The organism is Armatimonadota bacterium, from assembly GCA_016869025.1.
Lineage (GTDB): Bacteria > Sysuimicrobiota > Sysuimicrobiia > Sysuimicrobiales > Humicultoraceae > VGFA01.
In genome coordinates, this window is sequence record VGFA01000003.1 from 86,866 (window position 1) to 105,444 (window position 18,579).

General features: G+C 66.9%; 17 protein-coding genes. All 17 read right to left on the minus strand.

Going from position 1 to position 18,579, the window contains the following annotated elements; translation table 11 throughout:
* Positions 1 to 36: 36 nt before the first annotated feature.
* On the minus strand, positions 37 to 1,245 hold the full coding sequence (locus tag FJX73_02930) for an aminopeptidase P family protein (protein MBM3469729.1): 1,209 nt from the start codon (positions 1,243 to 1,245) through the stop codon (positions 37 to 39).
* Positions 1,235 to 2,302 (minus strand): alpha/beta hydrolase, encoded by a 1,068-nt coding sequence (locus tag FJX73_02935; protein ID MBM3469730.1) that lies wholly within the window; start codon positions 2,300 to 2,302, stop codon positions 1,235 to 1,237. The genes FJX73_02930 and FJX73_02935 overlap by 11 nt, the downstream gene beginning before the upstream one ends.
* Positions 2,295 to 3,293: an amidohydrolase gene (locus FJX73_02940; protein MBM3469731.1), complete on the minus strand. Its 999-nt coding sequence runs from the start codon at positions 3,291 to 3,293 to the stop codon at positions 2,295 to 2,297. Before FJX73_02940 ends, FJX73_02935 begins: the two co-directional genes overlap by 8 nt.
* A gap of 28 nt (positions 3,294 to 3,321) precedes the next feature.
* Positions 3,322 to 4,332, minus strand: coding sequence for a DMT family transporter (locus FJX73_02945; GenBank protein MBM3469732.1), 1,011 nt, complete (start codon positions 4,330 to 4,332; stop codon positions 3,322 to 3,324).
* Positions 4,244 to 5,137, minus strand: a complete 894-nt coding sequence (locus FJX73_02950; GenBank protein MBM3469733.1) for a hydroxyacid dehydrogenase — start codon at positions 5,135 to 5,137, stop codon at positions 4,244 to 4,246. The genes FJX73_02945 and FJX73_02950 overlap by 89 nt, the downstream gene beginning before the upstream one ends.
* A gap of 93 nt (positions 5,138 to 5,230) precedes the next feature.
* On the minus strand, positions 5,231 to 6,244 hold the full coding sequence (locus FJX73_02955) for a sugar kinase (GenBank protein MBM3469734.1): 1,014 nt from the start codon (positions 6,242 to 6,244) through the stop codon (positions 5,231 to 5,233).
* Positions 6,229 to 7,200 (minus strand): creatininase family protein, encoded by a 972-nt coding sequence (locus tag FJX73_02960; GenBank protein MBM3469735.1) that lies wholly within the window; start codon positions 7,198 to 7,200, stop codon positions 6,229 to 6,231. The genes FJX73_02955 and FJX73_02960 overlap by 16 nt, the downstream gene beginning before the upstream one ends.
* A 25-nt stretch (positions 7,201 to 7,225) precedes the next feature.
* Positions 7,226 to 8,311 carry a zinc-binding dehydrogenase gene (locus tag FJX73_02965; protein MBM3469736.1) on the minus strand — a complete coding sequence of 362 codons (1,086 nt, stop codon included), beginning with the start codon at positions 8,309 to 8,311 and terminating at the stop codon, positions 7,226 to 7,228.
* Positions 8,308 to 9,357 (minus strand): zinc-binding dehydrogenase, encoded by a 1,050-nt coding sequence (locus tag FJX73_02970; protein MBM3469737.1) that lies wholly within the window; start codon positions 9,355 to 9,357, stop codon positions 8,308 to 8,310. Before FJX73_02970 ends, FJX73_02965 begins: the two co-directional genes overlap by 4 nt.
* Positions 9,358 to 9,365: 8 nt before the next feature.
* Positions 9,366 to 10,688 carry a 2-oxo acid dehydrogenase subunit E2 gene (locus tag FJX73_02975; GenBank protein ID MBM3469738.1) on the minus strand — a complete coding sequence of 441 codons (1,323 nt, stop codon included), beginning with the start codon at positions 10,686 to 10,688 and terminating at the stop codon, positions 9,366 to 9,368.
* 2 nt (positions 10,689 to 10,690) lie between these two features.
* Positions 10,691 to 11,680, minus strand: coding sequence for a carbon-nitrogen hydrolase family protein (locus FJX73_02980; protein ID MBM3469739.1), 990 nt, complete (start codon positions 11,678 to 11,680; stop codon positions 10,691 to 10,693).
* A 19-nt stretch (positions 11,681 to 11,699) separates the two neighbouring features.
* Positions 11,700 to 12,989 (minus strand): aminopeptidase P family protein, encoded by a 1,290-nt coding sequence (locus tag FJX73_02985; GenBank protein ID MBM3469740.1) that lies wholly within the window; start codon positions 12,987 to 12,989, stop codon positions 11,700 to 11,702.
* A gap of 20 nt (positions 12,990 to 13,009) precedes the next feature.
* Positions 13,010 to 14,014, minus strand: a complete 1,005-nt coding sequence (locus tag FJX73_02990; protein ID MBM3469741.1) for an alpha-ketoacid dehydrogenase subunit beta — start codon at positions 14,012 to 14,014, stop codon at positions 13,010 to 13,012.
* Positions 14,001 to 15,014 carry a thiamine pyrophosphate-dependent dehydrogenase E1 component subunit alpha gene (locus FJX73_02995; protein ID MBM3469742.1) on the minus strand — a complete coding sequence of 338 codons (1,014 nt, stop codon included), beginning with the start codon at positions 15,012 to 15,014 and terminating at the stop codon, positions 14,001 to 14,003. Before FJX73_02995 ends, FJX73_02990 begins: the two co-directional genes overlap by 14 nt.
* A 16-nt stretch (positions 15,015 to 15,030) precedes the next feature.
* Positions 15,031 to 15,945: an NAD(P)-dependent oxidoreductase gene (locus tag FJX73_03000; GenBank protein ID MBM3469743.1), complete on the minus strand. Its 915-nt coding sequence runs from the start codon at positions 15,943 to 15,945 to the stop codon at positions 15,031 to 15,033.
* A 19-nt stretch (positions 15,946 to 15,964) separates the two neighbouring features.
* Positions 15,965 to 16,666, minus strand: coding sequence for a FadR family transcriptional regulator (locus tag FJX73_03005; GenBank protein ID MBM3469744.1), 702 nt, complete (start codon positions 16,664 to 16,666; stop codon positions 15,965 to 15,967).
* A 6-nt stretch (positions 16,667 to 16,672) separates the two neighbouring features.
* On the minus strand, positions 16,673 to 18,577 hold the full coding sequence (locus FJX73_03010) for a TRAP transporter fused permease subunit (GenBank protein MBM3469745.1): 1,905 nt from the start codon (positions 18,575 to 18,577) through the stop codon (positions 16,673 to 16,675).
* Positions 18,578 to 18,579: the final 2 nt, after the last annotated feature.

Consider the following 18,579-nt stretch of genomic DNA (forward strand, 5'->3'; position numbering starts at 1 on the left):
CCTTGCTATCGTGGTGCCCGTACCGCGGCGTCGGGCCTATGCGGCGGCCGCAACAACGGGCTCAAACGGGATCGCGTGAAGCGCCTCGGCGCCTGAATCGGTCACAACCGTGAGCGCGCCCAGTTGCAGGCCCATGCGCTCGTCGTGCGTCACGGGATTGGGCTGGATGACCACGGCCATGCCCTGTTCGAAGCGCCGGCCCTCAGGGGCGGCGCGCTCTTCGTCCCACGGCCAGTACCGGCAGCATGTCCGGTCAATCAGCGGGGGCAGGATGTCCACGCCGTAGCCGTGGATGAGGTCGTCGTAGATCAGGTAGCCGTTCTCGCCGATGACCGAGGCGGCCTTGATGATTTCGCGCTCGGTCGCGCCGGGCCGCATCGCCTCTGCCATGCGGTCGTAGGCGACACGCGCGACCTCGAACATCCTGGTCCACGGGGGAGTCGGATCAGAGCCCACGAAGATCGGCCGGTGTATCTGGCCCGAGTATCCCCAGTAGGAAGCGCTGATCTCCGTGATGATGACGTCCCCGCGCTTCAGGGGTCTGGCCGAGGGGTTCTGCGCAGGAAGGCATCCGTTGGGGTCGTCCATGGCCATCGAGCGCAGGAACGCGATGTGCGGCTGGCCGCCCTGGGACCGGAAGGCGCCCTCAATGATCCCAAGGAGCGAATACTCGGGAATGCCGGGACGGACCTGATCCCGGAGGGCAAGGATCGCTTGATCGGTGAACGCCGCGGCCCGGCGCAGCCAGGCGATCTCCTCCGCGGACTTGGTCTCCCTGAGACGTGCAAACTCGGCCGTGACGTCCACGGGCTCCACGCTCGGAAGGGCCTTCCGCAGCGCCTCGTAGTGCTGGTAGGGCATGCCCATGCTGAACTTGTGGTTGACTCCCACTATCCCCAGCCGGGCATCTCCGAGGCCCGCGGCCCGCAGCCGCGCCGCGACCGTCTCGGCCGGGTTGTAGCCGCCCCACTCTATGATGGGAACGCCGCTCACCTGCCTGGCGTTGGGCACGTGGTTGGTCAGGCCCACGTAGAGCGCCGGCTCAACCGCCGCGTCCAGCGGGGCAACAAGGTAGTTGTGGTGCAGGTCGAGGTGGTTCGTCAGCCAGAAGACGTTGGCCTGGTTGTGCCGGTTGACTCCCGAGTTGCCGAAGACCAGCAGGCCCCCCAGGTCGCGCCACAGCATCAGGTCGCGTGCAAGCGCCCACCGTCGCGCCATCTCGCCTTCCGAGAATCTATCCCACATCCGCGAGTCTCTCCTTCATCCAATCCGCCACCAGCGGCCTGTACTTGTATGGGATGTTGTTGCACACGTGGTTGCCCTCGGGATACATCACCAACTGGGCATTGGGGGCCTCGGCAGCCACCCTCTCGGCGTGCTGCCAGGGAATCAACCTGTCGAGTTTGCCGAAAACGACCAGGAGCGGCTGCTTCAGGCGCGGTAGCACGCCGGTAAGGTCCAGCCGCAGGGCGTTCGCGCGCGCCTCCCTGTCGTCGCGCGCTCCGGAATGGTGCGCGAACGCTTCCCTGCTCAACGCAGGGACGTGGTCCCAGGTCTCACCGAAGCTGTACGGCCCGGCGATGGCAGCGACTGCCCTCAGCCGCGGCTCGAACGCCGCCGCCCTGGGGGCATAGTACCCTCCCAGGCTCACGCCCGCGGCGCCCACTCGATCGAGATCTATGTCGCCGCGCTCCGCGAGCCTGTCGAGGGTGGCCGCTACAGCCACCTCGTAGTCGTGCCGGATGTGGACCGCGCGGCTGGTCTCTCCCTGGCCAGGTCCGTCCAGGGAGAAGGTCGCCATCCCGCGCGCCAGGAACACGGCCTCCCAGTAGAAGAACTCCTCCTTTGTCGAGTCCAGCCCCGGTATCAGGAGCACCAGCGGCGGGCGTGACGCGCCGTGAGGCCGGCGCAGGTTGCCCACCAGCGCCGCGCCCTCAAAGGGGATCTCCACGCGCTCAGCCGTTGGGTCGAGGAGCCGGTGCGCCGCGTACAGGCTGGCCACGGCCAGGTCGGTGGCCGCGCGGTGCTTCTCCAGATCCACCAGCCAGACAAACTTCGCGAAATGGTAGCAGAGCGCGGCGCGCACGAAGGCCTCGCCTGCGCTCAGCATTCGGCCTCGTGCCTCGGCTTCGCGTGCCAGGCCCGTGTGCAGGTCGCCCGTTGCGCACCACGCATCCAGCCAGTCCGCCCAACGCTCGATGCGCGAGGTCGTGCGCAGGAAGTCGTTGTAGTCCACGCCCTGAGCAACGAAGCGGGGAGCCCAGTTGGATATGGCCGCCGCCACCCTCTCATCGTCAGGCATAACCAGCATCCACCTCTCCAAGCAACCGCAGCGCGTTGCCGCCCAGGATCGCCTTCTCGGAATCGGCGGCCAGGCCTAGCCCGTGCACGTCCCCAACCGGATCCGAGACCCCCATATCAAACGGGTAGTCTGATCCGAGCAGGACGTGGTCCGCTCCAACGTAGTCCACCAAAGAGCGCAGCAGGTCCGCATCGTGGGTCACGGTGTCGTAGTAGAAACGCCGCATTGAGGCATCGGGGGATTCCCGCAGCCTGGCCCGGGCGTCGGGCTGAAAGGAGTGCGAGTGTCGAAGCCGTCCACGCACGCTCAATAGGGCACCGCCGCCGTGGGCCAGCAGCACCTTGAGCCGCGGGTACCTCTCCATCATGCCGGCCATTACCATCTGAGCCGCGGCGATCGTTGTCTCCAGCGGATTGCCCACCGTGTTCCACATGTAGTACCCGCCAAGAGCCGGAAGGTCAAAGCCCCGCGTGGTTGGATGCACGAACACGAGGGCGCCCGTGCCCTCTGCCACCTCCCAGAACTCCAGGAAGCGGTCGTCTCCCAGTGGCACGCCACGCACGCTGGCGGCGACCTCGACGCCGCTGATCCGACGCCCTGCCATCAGCGCGTCCAGCTCGCGTGCAGCCAGGTCGGGTGCCTGCAGCGGCACCGCGCCGAGCGCTGCGACGCGGCCGGGGTAGGACTCGACCAGCCAGGCCAGCGCGGCGTTTTGGATCCGGCTGGCGCGCAGACCCTCCTCCGGCTCGAGCTCGTAGCCGAGCAGAGGGACCCACGGGCACAGGATAGTCCGGCCTATCCCCCTGGACTCCTGGAACTGCAGTATCGCCTCGATCCGGACAAACTCTTGGAGCGCGGACCTGACCTGGCGGCCTCCTGCCTCGACGACCTGCCTTCCTTGCTCCCAGCGCACGTGGGGACGCCACGACTCGTCTCCGGCGCCGCGCGTGGCTTCCTGCACTATGATGTGCGCGTGCCCGTCCACTACCATGACCAGAGTCCCCCTACCAACGGATGCATCACCTGTAGAAGAGCAGCACGGACGAACCGGCGATGATCAATGCCGAGCCCTGCCAGAGGCGCGCGGTAACCTGTTCTGCCCGGCGGCCACCCACCAGCGGAGACACCAGGAGCACCACTGGCACCGAGACCTGGGTGAGGGCCAGGGCGACGGCAACCAGAACCAGGTCCACGGCGATCCAGCGCGCCCAGGTGGCCAAGCCCACCAGAACGCCGGCGGCCAGCTTGAACAGCGTCTCCTCCCGGCCAGAGGGCCGGCCTTCCGGGGACGTGCCCCTGCCCTGGAGGAGCCGCGGGAAAAGCACCAGCCCGTACGCTGCGGCCGATCCGGCAAGCCCGGCCGTGACGCCGAGCAACGGGGACGGGAGGCCTTCCAGTCCCTTCCTGATGAAGATCGGGCTCATCGCCCAGCAAAGCGCGGTCCCCAGCCCCCACATGGAGGCCTTCAACCCGGCATGAGCGCCAGAGGTCAGATGTGGCCCGCTGCCTGCGCCGGAGATCACGGCCACCCCAACGACCACCAGCCCGACGCCTACCAGAGCCGGCAGCCCGGGCAGCTCGCGCAGGGCCAGCACGGCAAGAACCGTGGCGAAGAGCGGCGTGGCGGCCAGCAAGGGCGTCGTGCGCGCAGCGCCTATTCGCTTCTGGCTGGCGTTGAGCATCGTCCACCCGAGGAAGAAGTGGAAGAAGCCGGCCATGAAGAAGTTGAGCAGCGCCCAGGGAGGCGCGGAAAGCAGGCGAGCCGCGTCCTCGGTAGCGAGAGCAATTCCGGCCAGGACTACCGTGCTGATGAGCAACTGCGCGAAGGTGGACCGCGCGACGTCCGCCCCGCGTACGGCCCGGCTGTTGAAGGCCTGGAACAGCCCGAATCCCACCCCGGAGGCGAGCGCCCACATTGCTCCTGTCATCCTCGGACTCCATTCACGCTCCCACCAGGTTAGTGCATCTCCCCACGGCAAACGCCGCGATGTTGGACAGCGTTGCGGACATGATGCGCCCGACCGCGCCATCGGTGTACCAGCCAATGTGCGGGGTCACAACAACGTTGAGCCCAGAGAAGTCGTGGTAGATGCTGCGCTCGCCCTCCAGCACGTCCAGCCCGGCGCCGACGAGGTGTCCCGACCGAAGGGCCTCGATGAGCGCTTGAGTGTCCACGATCGCGCCGCGCGAGGTGTTCACCAGGATCGCACCGGGCTTCATCAGAGCCAGCCGGCGGGCGTCGAGCAGGTGGTGCGTCCCAACGGTCAGCGGGATGTGCAGCGTTACCGCGTCTCCCTCCGCCAGCACCCTTTCGAGAGGCGCGTACTCGAAGCCGAGATCTCCCGCCGCCTGTGGAACCTCGCTGATGTCGTGAGCGAGGACCCGCATCCCGAACCCCTTGGCAATGCGGATGCTGTGCAGGCCCACGCGTCCGGTGCCAATCACGCCCAGGGTCTTGGCGCGCAGTTCGACACCTCGCAGCCCCTCGTCGGAGAAGCGCCGCTCCCGGCGGTATCGTTCGTCTCCCCGGGGTATGTTGCGAGCAACGGACAGGAGCAGCCCAAATGCCAGTTCAGCGATCATGTGGGCGCCGTAGTCCGGCACGTTGCACACCCGGATTCCGCGGCGCTCGGCTTCTGCCAGGTCTATGTGGTCGTACCCGGCCGACCGCGTCACGATGAGCTTCAGGTTCGGGAGGCGGTCCAGGATCTCCCCGGTCACGCGCCCGAACTGGTCGCGCATGCACAGGACGTCTGCCCCGTCGGCCGCGGCCACGATCTCGTCTGCCGTGCGCAACGGCCCGTGGAGCGTGAACTTACAACCATCGAGACAGATGGCCTCGCGGTCCTCGAAGACCAGGTCGGTGAAGGCAACGCGGATCAGATCTCCTCCTCCCCTCTGCCCGCTAAAGATCGCCCGGTGGTACCATCAGCGCGCAAGGCGCGTCCCCCCATCGGCTATCAGGGCTTCGGCCTCTGCGCGCGTCGGCCACGGCCAGTCGGTGGGCGACGTCTGCTTCAGCGCTGACAGGGCGTTTCCCAGCCGAACTCCGCGGCCTGGATCGCCCTCCAGGTAGCCGACCAGGAACCCGGCCACGCAGGCGTCCCCTCCTCCGATCCTGTCCACTGCCTCGATCTCGTAGCAACGGTCCGTGAACAGCCCGCCCGCGACCCAGGCAAGCGAGCTCCATGTCGTACGCCACACAGACGGCGTCCCGCGCATCGTGACCAGCACGGCGCGGAAACCGAACCTCTCCGCCAGACGCCGCGCAACCCCGGCTGGATCGGCGCCCCTCTCCCCGGAGATCAGCTCGGTCACGTCGGGTTGATCCGGAAGCGATGTGACAAGAACATCAACGAACTCCATCAGCGGCAGTTGCGCGGCACGGGCTTCCTCGAGACCCCACAGCGCCGCGCGGTAGTTGAGGTCGTAGCTGACGAGGCAGCCCGCGGCGCGCGCGGCGGCCATGGCCTCCTGCTGGGCCGCTGCGGCAGATGCGCTCAGCGCGGGGGTAATGCCACCCACGTGCAGGAGGCGTGACCGCGACAGCAGGGATTCCCAGTCCACCATCCCCGGCCTGATGCCTGCGAACGCCGATGCCTTGCGGTCGTAGAGCACCTGGGTGGCGCGGGGAGCCGCGCCGTGCTCGATGAAGTACAACCCGGCGCGCTCGCCCTCTGCCCAGATGACGTGGCCCATGTCAACCCCAAACTCGCGTCCCTTGTTGGCGATCATCCGCCCGAGCGGGTTGGCAGGCAGGCGGCTCACCCAGGCAGAGGCAAGCCCCAGCCGCGCCACGCTGGCTGCCACGTTGAGTTCTGCGCCGCCGACAGAGACATCCAGGGTCGAGGTCTGCTCCAGCCGCCGGTAGCCCGGCGGCGAGAGGCGCACCATCGCCTCGCCGAAAGCAACCACGTCGTAGTCCGTCATCGAGGCGGCCATGCCACCGTGTACAGGTGCTTCCCGCCGCCCAGCGGCCCCCTGAGCAACTCGTCCACCTCGGCCTGCGTGAACCGCTGGGTCACGAGCGACGCCTCCGGCAGCACCCCGGGAGGAAAGCGGGTCATGATGTCGTCGTGCAGCCGCACCATGTAGTCGAGCAGTGCCTCGACGCCCGGCCTGGCCTTCTCGGCGTCCGCCAGCGTGGCCCTGCCCACCACACCCTCGGGATTGCCCACGATCTCGATCGTGCCCAGGCCGGCGTGCCCGTACCACGGAATCGCCCGCTGGTAGGCGTTGGCAGCCGAGTCCACGTGCCCCTGCGGCAGGAAGCCGTGAACCTTGGTGTCCACGGCGTCCTCCATGCGGATCATCTCGGGAAACAGCGCCAGCGAGTATGAGGTCTCACACTCATCGGCGTGAACGAAGGGCGTCTCGAACGGCCCGCCGTGCGCCTTGTCCTTCACGTAGGGCTGGATCGCGTAGTACCAGTTCAGGTTGATGAGAACCGCCGGAACCTGGTACCTCTTGGCGAAGCGGTGAATGGCAGTGGGGATCACGTACTCCTGTCCGTGGCCGTTCAACATAATCTGCTTGCGGAACCCGGCGTTCCAGAAGCCGGCGATGATCGAGCTCAGGTATGCCGTGAACGTGTCCTCGTCCACGGGCACAGTGCCGGGCATGCCGATGTGGTGGTAGGGGTGGCTGCCGAACCAGACCGGCTGCGACACCGTGCACCCGGTCCGTTGGGCCACCGCCTCGGCCATCCGCGTCACCAGGAACGTGTCCTCGCCGTAGCAGGCGTGCGGGCCGTGGGCCTCGGTGCTGCCCACGGGAATGATTATCAGGTCGTCCTTCTGGAGCCGCGCCGTGACCTCTTTCATTGTCATGTTCTGAAAGTAGATGCCATTGGCGGCATCCATGTGCCCGCCCTTGGGCGGAATCTCCCAGTTACCCATCGTGCCCTCCTTGGCGAGCCCTGCCTCAGGGATTGACGATCACCTTTATCGCACCACCCGCACGGCCGGTGAAGGTCTCGAAGGCCAGGTTGATGTCGGCCAGCGGGAACCTGTGCGTGATCAGCGGCTTGAGGTCCAGGCGGCCACCGGCCATGAGCGGGATCGCCCTGTCTGTGTTCCACATGCCCTCTGCCTTGGGACCGGTGATCAGCAGGTTCCACTGGACGATCTTGTTGAGCTGGAGGGTAACCGGTTCGTGATAGATGCCGTTGAACGAGATCCGGCCGCTCTTCCGAACCAGATCCAGGGCCTCGGCGGCAGGGCCTGCCTGCCCGGTGCACTCCACGACGAGGTCGGCGCCGATCCCGTCGGTGAGGGCCATGATCGCATCGCGAACGTTCGTCTCGCGGGCGTTGATCGCAATGTCCACGCCCATCCGCCTGCCTACTGCCAGCCGGTCCTCGCGCGTGCCGGTCAGGATCACGCGTCCGGCACCCAGTATCCTGGCGGCCTGCGCGGATATCAAACCGAGGGCGCCCGGCCCGGTGACAACGACGGTCTCGCCCGGCATCACCCCGCCTACGCGCTCGTATCCGTACAGCACGGTGCCGGCCGTCGTGAGCAGGGCGCCTTCTTCAAACGAGATCGCCTCCGGCAGCCGGTGGAGAGTGTTGACGTGGCAGGCGGCATACTCGGCGTAGGCGCCGTTGCTGCTGAAGCCGTAGTGCCTGTGGCCCTTCTCCGGCTTGCCGTAGTTCAGGCACGTGGTGTAGAGGCCTCGCAGGCAGTTCACGCAGCGGCCGCAGCCCTTATGGGGCTCGACGGCCACACGGTCGCCCACCTTCACCTCGGTCACGTCCGGCGCCACGGCCACCACGGTTCCGGTGAACTCGTGGCCGGGGATGAACTCGCCCAGCGGCGGATGTCCGGGCCAGCCCTTGGCAATGATCGCAGGGTCACTGCCACAGATGGCAACCGCGGCCACCTTGAGCAGCGCCTCACCCGCACCGGGTATAGGAACCGGCCTCTCCGCCAGGCGCAGGTCGCCATAGTTGAACAGCACGGCGGCCTTCATGGTCTTTGGGATCTCCACGGTCTCTCCTCTCCTCACCCGGCCTCTTGTGATGGATCGAGCACGACCTTTACCGCCTCCCCGCTCCGCGAGAGACCGAAGCCCTGTTCCCACTCGTGGAGAGGAAGAACGTGGGTGACGAACCGAGATGGGATCACCGCCCCGCGCGCAAACAGCGATAGGGCGCGTTCCCAACTCGTGTACTTGGAACTGTAGGTGAACGACACCGCGAGCGCCCGAAACAGTGCCTCGCGGTATGGGATCGCGACCTGGTCGGTCGGGGGCTGCCCGATGATCCCAACCCTGCCCAGGCGCCTGGCAAGCCGAAAGCACTGCGCCGCCGCGGCCGGGGCCCCAGAGAGCTCCACGACGACATCGGCGCCCTCTCCGCCGGTCAGATCGACCACCAGCGCCGCCAGGTCGTCGCGCTCCACGTTCACGACATGGTCTATGCCGAGCTCCCTCGCCTTGGGGAGACGGGTCCTCTCATCCCGGCCTGTCCCGGCAATGACGACCCGCGACGCGCCGGCGACCTGAGCCATCTTCGCGGCCGCCAGCCCGATCGGCCCGCAACCCAGAACGAGCACCACGTCCTCTGGGGCGATGCCGGTGCGTTCGAGCACCCCGTGCACCGCCACCGCCGAGGGCTCGGCGAACGAGGCCTCGATGAAGCCGAGATTGGCTGGAATGCGGTGCAGCAGCCAGGCCGGGACCCTGATGAACTCCGCGAACCCGCCGTCCACCCAGTATCCTGGGGCCCGCTTGGAAGCACAGGCGAAGGCATTCCCGGTAAGGCACTGGCGGCAGCGCCCGCAGGCACCCGTGTGCTGCTCGGAAACTACACGGTCGCCGACCGCCCACCCGCCCGCGTCCTTGCCCACCTCGGCGATCTCGCCGGCGAACTCGTGGCCGATCACCACCGGCGGGTTGTACGGATGCTGGTCGTCCTGGATCTTCAGGTCGCTGCCACAGACGCCGCAGGCGCGCACCCGAATCAGCACCTCGTCCGGCCTGGGCCGCGGGAGCGGAACCTCGCGCAGCTCCAGGTGACCGGTGCCGCGGTCCGTCTTGACGAGTGCGCGCATCCGCTCCCTCAATCCAACGGGGTCGCCGGTTCTTCGATCAAGTCGGCCAGGGTTTCCAGGAACCGCGCCCCGCGCGCTCCGTCCACCACGCGGTGGTCGCACGACAGACTGAGCGTCATCATCGGCCGCACCGCAGGCCGGCCCTTCACGGCGGCCACGCGGTCAGCGATCCGGCCCACTGCCAGGATGGCTGCCTGGGGTGGGTTGATGATGGCGTTGAAGACGTCCACGCCGTACATTCCCAGGTTGCTGATTGTGAATGTGCCCCGGGTCAGGTCTTCTGCCCGCAGCTTCCCTGCCTGGGCCCGGCTGACGAGGTCCTTGCGGCGGTCAGAAATCTGACGCACGCTCTGTTGGTCCGCGCGGTGTATGACCGGAACGATCAATCCTTCTTCTATGGCAACTGCCAGCCCGATGTTGATCTCAGGGCTTGACACGATCGTGCCGTTCAGCCACCGGCTGTTGAGACGGGGGTGCTCCACAAGCGCCGAGGCAAGCAGCTTGACCAGCAGGTCTGTGAAGGTGATGTCGGTCTTGAACCGCTTCTGCCACCGGTCGCGCCAGGCCACGAGCCGGCCCGCGTTCACCTCGCGCAACAGGAAGAAGTGCGGCGCGCCGGTCCAGCTCTGCGCTGTGCGCTCGGCCATGCGCCGCCAGGCAGCACTCACGGGCGCTGTCACAACACCTTCTGTCATGGCGGCCGCCGCCGCAGGCCCGGCCGCGCCACGTGCGCCTGACCTGGCCGGCACATCGGATGCCAGCACAGCGCCTCCTGGCCCTGTCCCCTTGATGGCCGCCAGGTCCACCCCGACCGCATCCGCCAGCCGCCTGGCCTTGGGAGAAGCCAGTATGCGTCCGGCCGCGCGCACCTCGGCGGCCAGATCTTCGGCCGCAACGCCATCGCGGGCCTGGAGATACGCCTGCACATCCGCCTTCTCAATCCTGGTTCCGCGGGGCGTCACTGCCCGCAGGTCCACCCCGTGCGCGGCGGCCAGCCGCGCGGCGAGCGGGCTGGCTGCGGGCTCGCGGACCGCAGGGGGGCCAGGCGGCGCGGGTGGGGCCGCCGGCGCAAGCCGCGCGTCGGCAGCGCCCTCCGGTGCCAGGATTACCGCGATGGTCTGGCCCACCGGCACGTCCTGACCCTCTGCCGCGGTCACCCGTCGCAGTGTGCCGGATGCCGGAGCCTCGATCTCTACTGTGACCTTGTCGGTCTCGACCTCCAGCAGGGGCTCACCTGCCGTGACGGCATCGCCCTCGGCCTTGAGCCACCTGACCACGCGGCCGGTCTCCTGAGCCATGCCCAGCGCGGGCATGATGACATCTGTGCCCATTCCTACGAATCCTCCCGCGTCACCATCGAAGGATTGGATCCGCGAACGGTCAGGTGAAAAACGTCTGGCCGGTTGTAGTGCCCAGCATAGTCGTGACGGATCTTCTCTGCCACACACTCCGACAGGTCAATGTCCGCGCACAGGATACCCTCGTTTGCTCCCATGGGGCCGGCGACGATTGTCCCGGACGGTCCGGCGATGCTCGAACCGCCGCTCGCCCTCTCGTCCCAGAGCGTCTCCCGGTCGTCGTCCCGGTAGACCAGGAGTTCTCTCATCTCGTCGGTCATCGTTCCGCAGCAACTGAGGACGAAGGCCTTAGACGTCAAGGCCAGGGCCCTGCCTGCCAGGTGCGACCTCTCCGGACAGGACATCCCCCGCCTGGGAAAACGGTTGGGCCAACTGACGACGATGATCTGGGGATACTCAGCGACCAGGGTGAAGATCGCCAGGGGATTGAAGCTCTCCCCACAGATCAGCCCCGCGATCCTCCCGAATCCGGTTGGGAACGCGCGCAGTGTGCCGCCGTCGCCTCCCATGTGCACCAGGCGCTCGCCCACGGTCGGGGTGAGCTTCTGGTGCTTGCCGATGATCTCACCGTCCGGGCCAATGAAAAGCTGAGTGTTGAACAGCGTGCCCGACGTCCCTGCTCGGCGCTCGCAGATCCCCATCACTACGTACGCGCCGGCCTCCCTGGCCGCCGCCGCCAGGACCTCGGTCGTAGGTCCCGGTATCTCAACGGCGTTCGTAAACAGGCGCGCGGCCATGGCGCTGCTGGTGGGCGCCGTCGCCGGGTGGAAGTGATACCAGAGCGGGTGGCCCGGGATGAACCCCTCTGGGAACCCGATGACCCGCGCGCCCATGCCCGCGGCCTCCCGGATCAGCCCGCAAGCCTTCGCGGTCGTTGCCTCCCTGTCCAGGAAAACAGGCGCGGCCTGGACCACAGCCACCCGCAACCGTTCGTGCTGATCACCCATCAGTTGTAGCCCCCCCATGATCCGGCGACCGCCGCATTCAACGATGGGACCGGTTCAGGTTGGACTGTGTCTCCCGCGTGGCCGGCAGGGGGCCGGCCGCCGTGTGGTAGCGCCCCCCTGCGACCAGCAGCTCCTCGGCGGGAAACCGGGTGATCACCTCGCAGCCGGTCTTGCTGACGACCACCATCTCCTCGATGCGGGCCGCCGACCAGCCGTCCGCCGCCGGCCAGAACGTCTCAAGGGCGAACACCATGTTCTCCTCGATGACCTCCGGATGGTCAAACGATACGAACCGGCTGAATATGGGCTTCTCCCAGATCGAGAGGCCTACGCCGTGCCCGTACTGAAGGGCAAACGCCGCCTCCTCGCTGGCGAACCCGAACTCCTCTGCCCGTGGCCAGATCTTGACGACATCCGCAGTGGTCACGCCCGGCTTGATCAGGGCTATCGCCTCGTCGAGGTAGCCGCGGCAGCGCTTGTACGCGTCCACCTGGGCTGCCGAAGCGCTGCCGATGGCGAACGTCCTGTAGTAGCAGGTGCGGTAGCCGTTGTAGGAGTGCAGGATGTCGAAGTAGGCAGGATCTCCGGGCCTGAGCACGCGGTCGGTGTAGACATGCGGGTGGGGGTTGCACCGCTCCCCGGAGATGGCGTTGACGCCCTCCACGTGCTCGGATCCCAAGTCGTAGAGCACCTTGCTGACCAGCCCCACGCACTCGTTCTCGCGCATCCCGGGTCTCATTACCCGGTAGAGCTCCTCGTAGGCAGCGTCCACCATCATGCAGGCCGTGTTGATGAGGGTGATCTCGTCCCCGGTCTTGATCTTGCGGGCCTGCTGCATTAGCGGCTGGCCGTCCGCGATCTTGACCCCTTCGGCCTGCAGGGCAAAGAGCACGGCCGGCTCGATCACGTCCACGCCCACCGGCTCGCCCAGCAGGTTGCGTTCCTCCAGCTCAACGCGGATCTTGCGCGCCACTTCCTGTGCCTGCTCAGAAGAGGCCCCGCGCAGCGTGGAGATCCCTGCGCGCGATCGCTCTCCCAGCCACGGGCAGTACAACTGATGGTGCCGGGCCGCGGAGCCGAAATCCCACAGGATGGGATCCCCGCCCTGGGGCAGCAGGCAGAATCGCACCAGCTTGTCCATCGCCCAGGTGCCGATGTGCGTCGCGGTGATGTACCGTATGTTGTTCATGTCGAAACACAGGAGGGCACCCAGCTCAGACTCGCCGAGCAGCCGCTCCGCACGAGCCAGCCGTTGGGCACGGAGGCGGTCGTAGTTGACCCGCTCCTCCCAGTCAACCGCCGTGAGGCCATAGGTCTTCAGTCCCATTCCCCTTCCCTCCCCGCTCTTCAGGTGCGCCCGCAGAGCGCTCTTGCCGCTTCTGCCACGCGCTCGGCCGTGGGCACCGTGAGATCCTCCAGCACCGGGGAGAACGGCACGGGCACGTCCATGGCGCCCATGCGCCTGACCGGCGCGTCCAGGTGATAGAAGGCTCCTTCGGCAATGACCGCGGCGATCTCGGCGGTGACCCCGTAGCGCTCGTGCCCCTCGTCTATCACCACGGCCCGCCCGGTCTTCTTGGCTGATTCCACGATCGTGTGCGCATCCAGGGGAACGGTAGTGCGCGGGTCCAGCACCTCGGCGCTGATCCCTTCCTTCTCTAGGATGTGCGCCACGGCCAGGGCAACCTGCACCATGCTGCTGGTCGCGACGAGGGTTATGTCCGCTCCCTGCCGCTTAACGTCGGCGACGCCAAAGGGGATGGTGTACTCCCCCTCCGGAACAGGGCCCTTCATCTGGAACATGAGCTTGTCCTCGAAGAACACCACCGGATTCTCGTCGCGGATGGCGGTCTTGAGCAGACCCTTGGCATCAAAGGGTGTTGACGGCAGAACGACCTTCAACCCTGGGATGTGGCTGAGAAGGGCGTGCAGGCTCTGGCTGTGTTGGGCCGCGGAGCGGCGCGTGGCTCCCAGGTTAGTGCGCACCACGAGCGGCACCCGAAGCTTCCCGCCGGACATGTAGTGCACCTTGGCGGCCTGGTTCACGATCTGGTCCATAGCCAGGGGAAGGAAGTCCCCGAACATGATGTCCACGACCGGACGGAGCCCTGTCATCGCGGCTCCCACCGCGATCCCGGTGAACCCGGCCTCGGAGATCGGCGTGTCTGTCACCCGCTCGGTGCCGAACTCCTCCACCAGTCCCGAGAGCACCTTGAACGGCGTCCCGGCCTCGGCGACATCCTCGCCAAGTATGAAGACCGCGGGATCGCGACGCATCTCCTCAGCAAGCGCCTCGCGGACGGCCTGGGCAAAAGTGATCTCGCGGTCGGCAGGGACGCTATGCGTAGACATGCTGGTCCACCTCCCCCGGGTCCGGGTAGGGAGCGGCCAGGGCGAACTCCACGCCGGCCGCCACCTCGTCGCGGGCACGCCGCTCTATCTCCTCGAGCATTCCCGCGTCCGCCAGCCCCTCGACGGTCAGCCACACGGCCAGGATGGCCAGGGGATCGCGCCGCGCCTTCCAATCCTGCTCCTCTTCCTTGCTGCGGTAGTAGGACCGGTTCACATCGCCCACGTGGTGGCCGAAGTACCGGTATGTGTTGCAGACAAGGAAGGCGGGGCCTTCTCCCGCCATGAGACGCTCGACCACCCGGCGGGTCATCGCGTAGACTGCCCGCACGTCCTGACCGTCCACCTCGACGCAATGGATTCCGAACGCGGCAGGCCTTGCGCGAAGTTCACCGGCGGTGGTCTCAGCGTAGTGAGTGTACTCGTTGTAGAGATTGTTCTCGCATACGTAGATCACCGGGAGCTTCCAGAGCGCGGCCATGTTCATTACCTCGTACAGCACCCCCTGGCCCAGCGCGCCTTCGCCGAAGAAGCACACCGAAACCTGACCGGAGCCGCGACGCTTCGCCGACAGCGCGGCCCCTGTCGCTATCCCTGCTCCGCCGCCGACGATCGCATTCGCGCCCAGATTGCCCGACTGTGGGTCGGCGATGTGCATCGAGCCGCCTTTGCCGCGACAGTAGCCGGGGGCCTTGCCCAGGAGCTCGGCGAACATAAGGTCCACCCTCGCCCCCTTGGCAAGGCAGTGGCCGTGGCCGCGGTGGGTGCTGGTAATGTAGTCGTCGGGCCGTAGCGCCTGGCAGACCCCGACCGCGGAGGCCTCCTGACCTGTGCATAGGTGGGCGAGGCCGGGCATCTTGGCGCCGCGGTACAGTTCGTTGACCTGCTCCTCGAACGCCCGGATCTTCACCATCTGTTCGTACATCGCAAGCCACTGCTCGACGGGGACGCCCTGCGAGGCGTCGGCCTGCTGGGTCTCAGTGCGCGGGGCTGTGCGCCGCATCGGATCCTCCGCCTCCCTAGCGCCCCGAGGCCTGTCCCGCACCGCCCCCGGAAGGAGGCATCCCGGCCATGCGGGCCAGCACCTCAAAGACGATCGCGAAGTCCTGTTTCTCCAGGCCCTGGGCCCGTGCCGCGGTGAGCATCTCGTTGGTGGCCGCTGTTGTGGGCATCGGCACCCGGAGCTGGCGGCCCATCTCCAGGGCCAGCAGCATGTCCTTCTGCATCATCGTCACGTCAAACCAGGCCTCCTCGGGCATCTGGAGCACGAAGGGCCCGCGGTAGCGCAGCATGGGTGACGCCATCACGCTGTTGAGAAGCACCTCGACCGCGACGGATCTGGGGATGCCGTTCTTCTCGGCCAGCAGGATGCCCTCGCTGAAAGCCAGCATCTGAACCGCCAGGCTCAGGTTGCTGGCAATCTTGATGAGGACCGCCTGGCCGTTGCTGCCGACGTGGTTGACCGTGGGACCTATGTCCTTCAGGATCGGAAGCACCCGCTCGAAGACTTCCTTCTCGCCCCCGACCATGATGGAGAGCTTGCCTTGCTCCAGCGTTATCACGCTTCCGGAGACCGGCGCGTCCAGCATCCGAGCGCCAGCAGCGGCGACGCGTGCTGCCAGATCGCGGCTGGCGTCCGGGCTCGCGGTGCTCATGTCCACGTAGATCTTGCCCGGCCCCAACGCGGCCAGTATCCCATCCGGCCCCTCGGTAACGGCCTGCAGCGCGGCGGTGTTCGTGACCATCGTGAAGATCACGTCCGAGGCCTCGGCCACCTCCCGCGGCGACGAAGCCCAACGCATACCCGCGTCGAGCAACCACTGCGCCTTGTCCCGGGTGCGGTTGTAGCCGGTCACCGGGCGGCCGGCGTCGAGCAGCCGCTTGACGATGCGGCTTCCCATGACCCCCAAACCCACGAATCCTATCTTCTGCATTGCTCCCTCCGTGTTCAGATCAGGTGCCCGCGACCAGGGCGTCGCGGATGTCTCCCTCTACTCGCAGCAGGTGCTCCCGCATCCTCTGCCTGGCCTCGTCCTGATTCCCGGCGGAGATGGCCCGAAGGATCTCCTTGTGTTGCGCCAGGGACTGCTGAGGACTGCCCGGGATCAGGAATATCGAAGCCAGGGCCTGGTGGAGCGCGTCACGGATGGCCTGCATCACGTGCAGCGCGATGCGGTTGCGCGTCGCGGCCGCTATCGCCAGGTGGAACTGCAGGTCGGCCGCGATGTAGCGCTCCTGGGATGAGAGGCCCTCGACCATCTCCTCGATCCGGCGGGCCATCTCGGCCAGGTCATCGTCCGTTCGCCGCATCGCAGCCAGGCCGGCGGCCTCCACCTCCAGGATCTTGCGCACCTCGAAAAGCTCGGGCAGGGCGATCTCCTGCAGCGCCAGCAGCAACCGCACCGAATGTTGAAGGGGATTGGCGTACTCGGCGACAGCGAACGTCCCCTTCCCCACCGGCCGGATGAGCCCCTTGGATTCGAGAATCCGCAGGGCCTCCCTGACCGAGGACCGGCCCACGCCAAAGGCCTGAGTCAGTTCCCGCTCCGCGGCCAGCGTGTCGCCTGGTTTCAACCGCCGATCCGAGATCTGCCGGATGAGGTGGTTGGCAACCAGTTCACAGACCTTCTGCCGTTCAATAGGCTGGTAGATCATGCCCCTCTACCGATCGGCCGGGGCCGTCGTTACGCCGGCAGCCGCACCTGCACCAATCTCTGCGGACCGCTGCAGCTTATGCCTCTGCCAGAAGAAGACCGCCACGAATACCGCGATCGCGGTCAGATCGGTGACCAGCCCGGGCACGAACGCCAGGAACGTGGCAGCCGCGAGGAGCAGCCATTCCACCAGCGTTGTCCGCACCAGGAAGAAGCCCGTGCTGCAGATGGAGAACGCCACGGTGCCTACGATCGCGGAGACGACCGCCCAGATGTTCTCGGCAAGGGTCCCCGTGTACAGGATGTGCGTGTACGCGAACAGCAGCGGCATCACGTAGATCATCTTGGCAAACCGAAAGCTGTTCCAACCGGTGCGCCAGGGGTCGGCGTCCGCGATGGCGGCCGCGGTGTATGCGCCCAGTGCCACTGGCGGGGTGATATTGGAGTCCAGGCTCAACCAGAAGATGATCAGGTGCGCCGCGATGAGCGGCACCCCCAGCTCCACCAGCGCCGGTGCGGAGGCGACGGCCACCACGAGGTAGGCCGCGGTGATCGGCATCCCCATGCCCAGGACGAAGGAGGCCACAGCGACCAGGAGGAGCATCAGCAGGAGGTTCGTCCCGGCCAGGGTGAGCATGATCGTCGAGAACTTGATCCCGATACCTGTGAGCGCCAGGACGCCGATGATGATGCCAACTGAACCGGTGGCTGCGCCGACAAAGGTGCAGGCCTTGCCGCCGTCCACCAGCGCCTGCCACACCTGGAGCGGGCCCATCCTGGTTTCCGGACGAAGCCAGCTCACAACGACGGTGGCCACGATAGCGTATATCACGGCGCGGGCCGGCGAGGCGCCCTGGAAAAGCGCGCCCACCAGGACCGCGATGGGCAGTAAGAGATACCAGCCTTGCCTGAGGACATCCGGCGCGCGTGGGAGCTCCTCCCGGCTGAGGCCGCGGATGCGCAGTTTGCGCGACTCCAGGTAGACCATGATCCCGACCGCCAGGAAGTACAGGATGCCGGGAACGATGGACATCTTGACGATCTCGGCGTAGCGAATTCCGGTCATCTCCGCCATGATGAACGCGCCCGCTCCCATCACCGGGGGCAGGATCATCCCCCCGGTGGAGGCGGATGCCTCAACCGCGGCGGCAATGTGCGGCGGGAAACCCGTGCGCTTCATCAGTGGGATGGTGAAGGCACCGGTGGTGGCGGTGTTGGCGATCGGGCTCCCGTTGATGGAGCCCAGCATAGCGCTCGAGATCACGGCGACCTGCGCAGGCCCGCCGGCGATCCGCCCCATCCCGGCCATTGAGAGATCAATGAAGAACTTGGCCACACCGGCCCGCATCATGAAAGCGCCAAATACGACGAACGGCACGATGTAGCTGGCCATCACCTCGGCCATTATCCCGAAGATACCGTCCGAGGTCAGGTAGATGTACTCGACGACGCGGCGTAGCAGGAAACCCCGATGACCGATGACCGGGGGCAAGAGGTTTCCGTAGAGGGCGTAGGCGATGGCCAGGACGGATATGATGGCAAGAGGGCGGCCCAGCACCCGTCGCGCAATCTCTACGGCCAGGAGCGTAACGACCAGGCCCATCATGTAGTCCAGGCGGGTATGCATACCCGCCCGGTAGGCCAATGCCTCGTGCTCCAGGATCCAATAGCCCACGCCAACGACGGCGCCCGCGATGAGTACCAGGTCCGACCAAGATGGCCTGTCCGCGGGAGCGCGGCGCCACCCTTTGTACAGGAGCAGGGCGGCCACCAAGCTGAACATCACGGCGATCCCGCGGTGGTACTGCATCGAGTCCACGCCGAAGGCGGCCGCCCGCAGGTAAAAGATGGCGACCGCGCCCAGGATGACCTGGGCGGCGATGTCCCAGTTGCGCGACAGGTTTCGATTCACGT

Coding starts and splice junctions, on each gene's coding strand:
- FJX73_02985 (MBM3469740.1), bottom strand. CDS start 12,989: ATGGGACTGAAGACCTATGGCCTCACGGCGGTTGACTGGGAGGAGCGG.
- FJX73_02995 (MBM3469742.1), bottom strand. CDS start 15,014: ATGCGGCGCACAGCCCCGCGCACTGAGACCCAGCAGGCCGACGCCTCG.
- FJX73_02945 (MBM3469732.1), bottom strand. CDS start 4,332: ATGGCGCGGTCGGGCGCATCATGTCCGCAACGCTGTCCAACATCGCGG.
- FJX73_02990 (MBM3469741.1), bottom strand. CDS start 14,014: ATGTCTACGCATAGCGTCCCTGCCGACCGCGAGATCACTTTTGCCCAG.
- FJX73_02930 (MBM3469729.1), bottom strand. CDS start 1,245: ATGTGGGATAGATTCTCGGAAGGCGAGATGGCGCGACGGTGGGCGCTT.
- FJX73_02970 (MBM3469737.1), bottom strand. CDS start 9,357: ATGCGCGCACTCGTCAAGACGGACCGCGGCACCGGTCACCTGGAGCTG.
- FJX73_02940 (MBM3469731.1), bottom strand. CDS start 3,293: ATGGTAGTGGACGGGCACGCGCACATCATAGTGCAGGAAGCCACGCGC.
- FJX73_02960 (MBM3469735.1), bottom strand. CDS start 7,200: ATGGGTAACTGGGAGATTCCGCCCAAGGGCGGGCACATGGATGCCGCC.
- FJX73_02975 (MBM3469738.1), bottom strand. CDS start 10,688: ATGGGCACAGATGTCATCATGCCCGCGCTGGGCATGGCTCAGGAGACC.
- FJX73_03005 (MBM3469744.1), bottom strand. CDS start 16,666: ATGATCTACCAGCCTATTGAACGGCAGAAGGTCTGTGAACTGGTTGCC.
- FJX73_03000 (MBM3469743.1), bottom strand. CDS start 15,945: ATGCAGAAGATAGGATTCGTGGGTTTGGGGGTCATGGGAAGCCGCATC.
- FJX73_02935 (MBM3469730.1), bottom strand. CDS start 2,302: ATGCCTGACGATGAGAGGGTGGCGGCGGCCATATCCAACTGGGCTCCC.
- FJX73_02955 (MBM3469734.1), bottom strand. CDS start 6,244: ATGGCCGCCTCGATGACGGACTACGACGTGGTTGCTTTCGGCGAGGCG.
- FJX73_02980 (MBM3469739.1), bottom strand. CDS start 11,680: ATGGGGGGGCTACAACTGATGGGTGATCAGCACGAACGGTTGCGGGTG.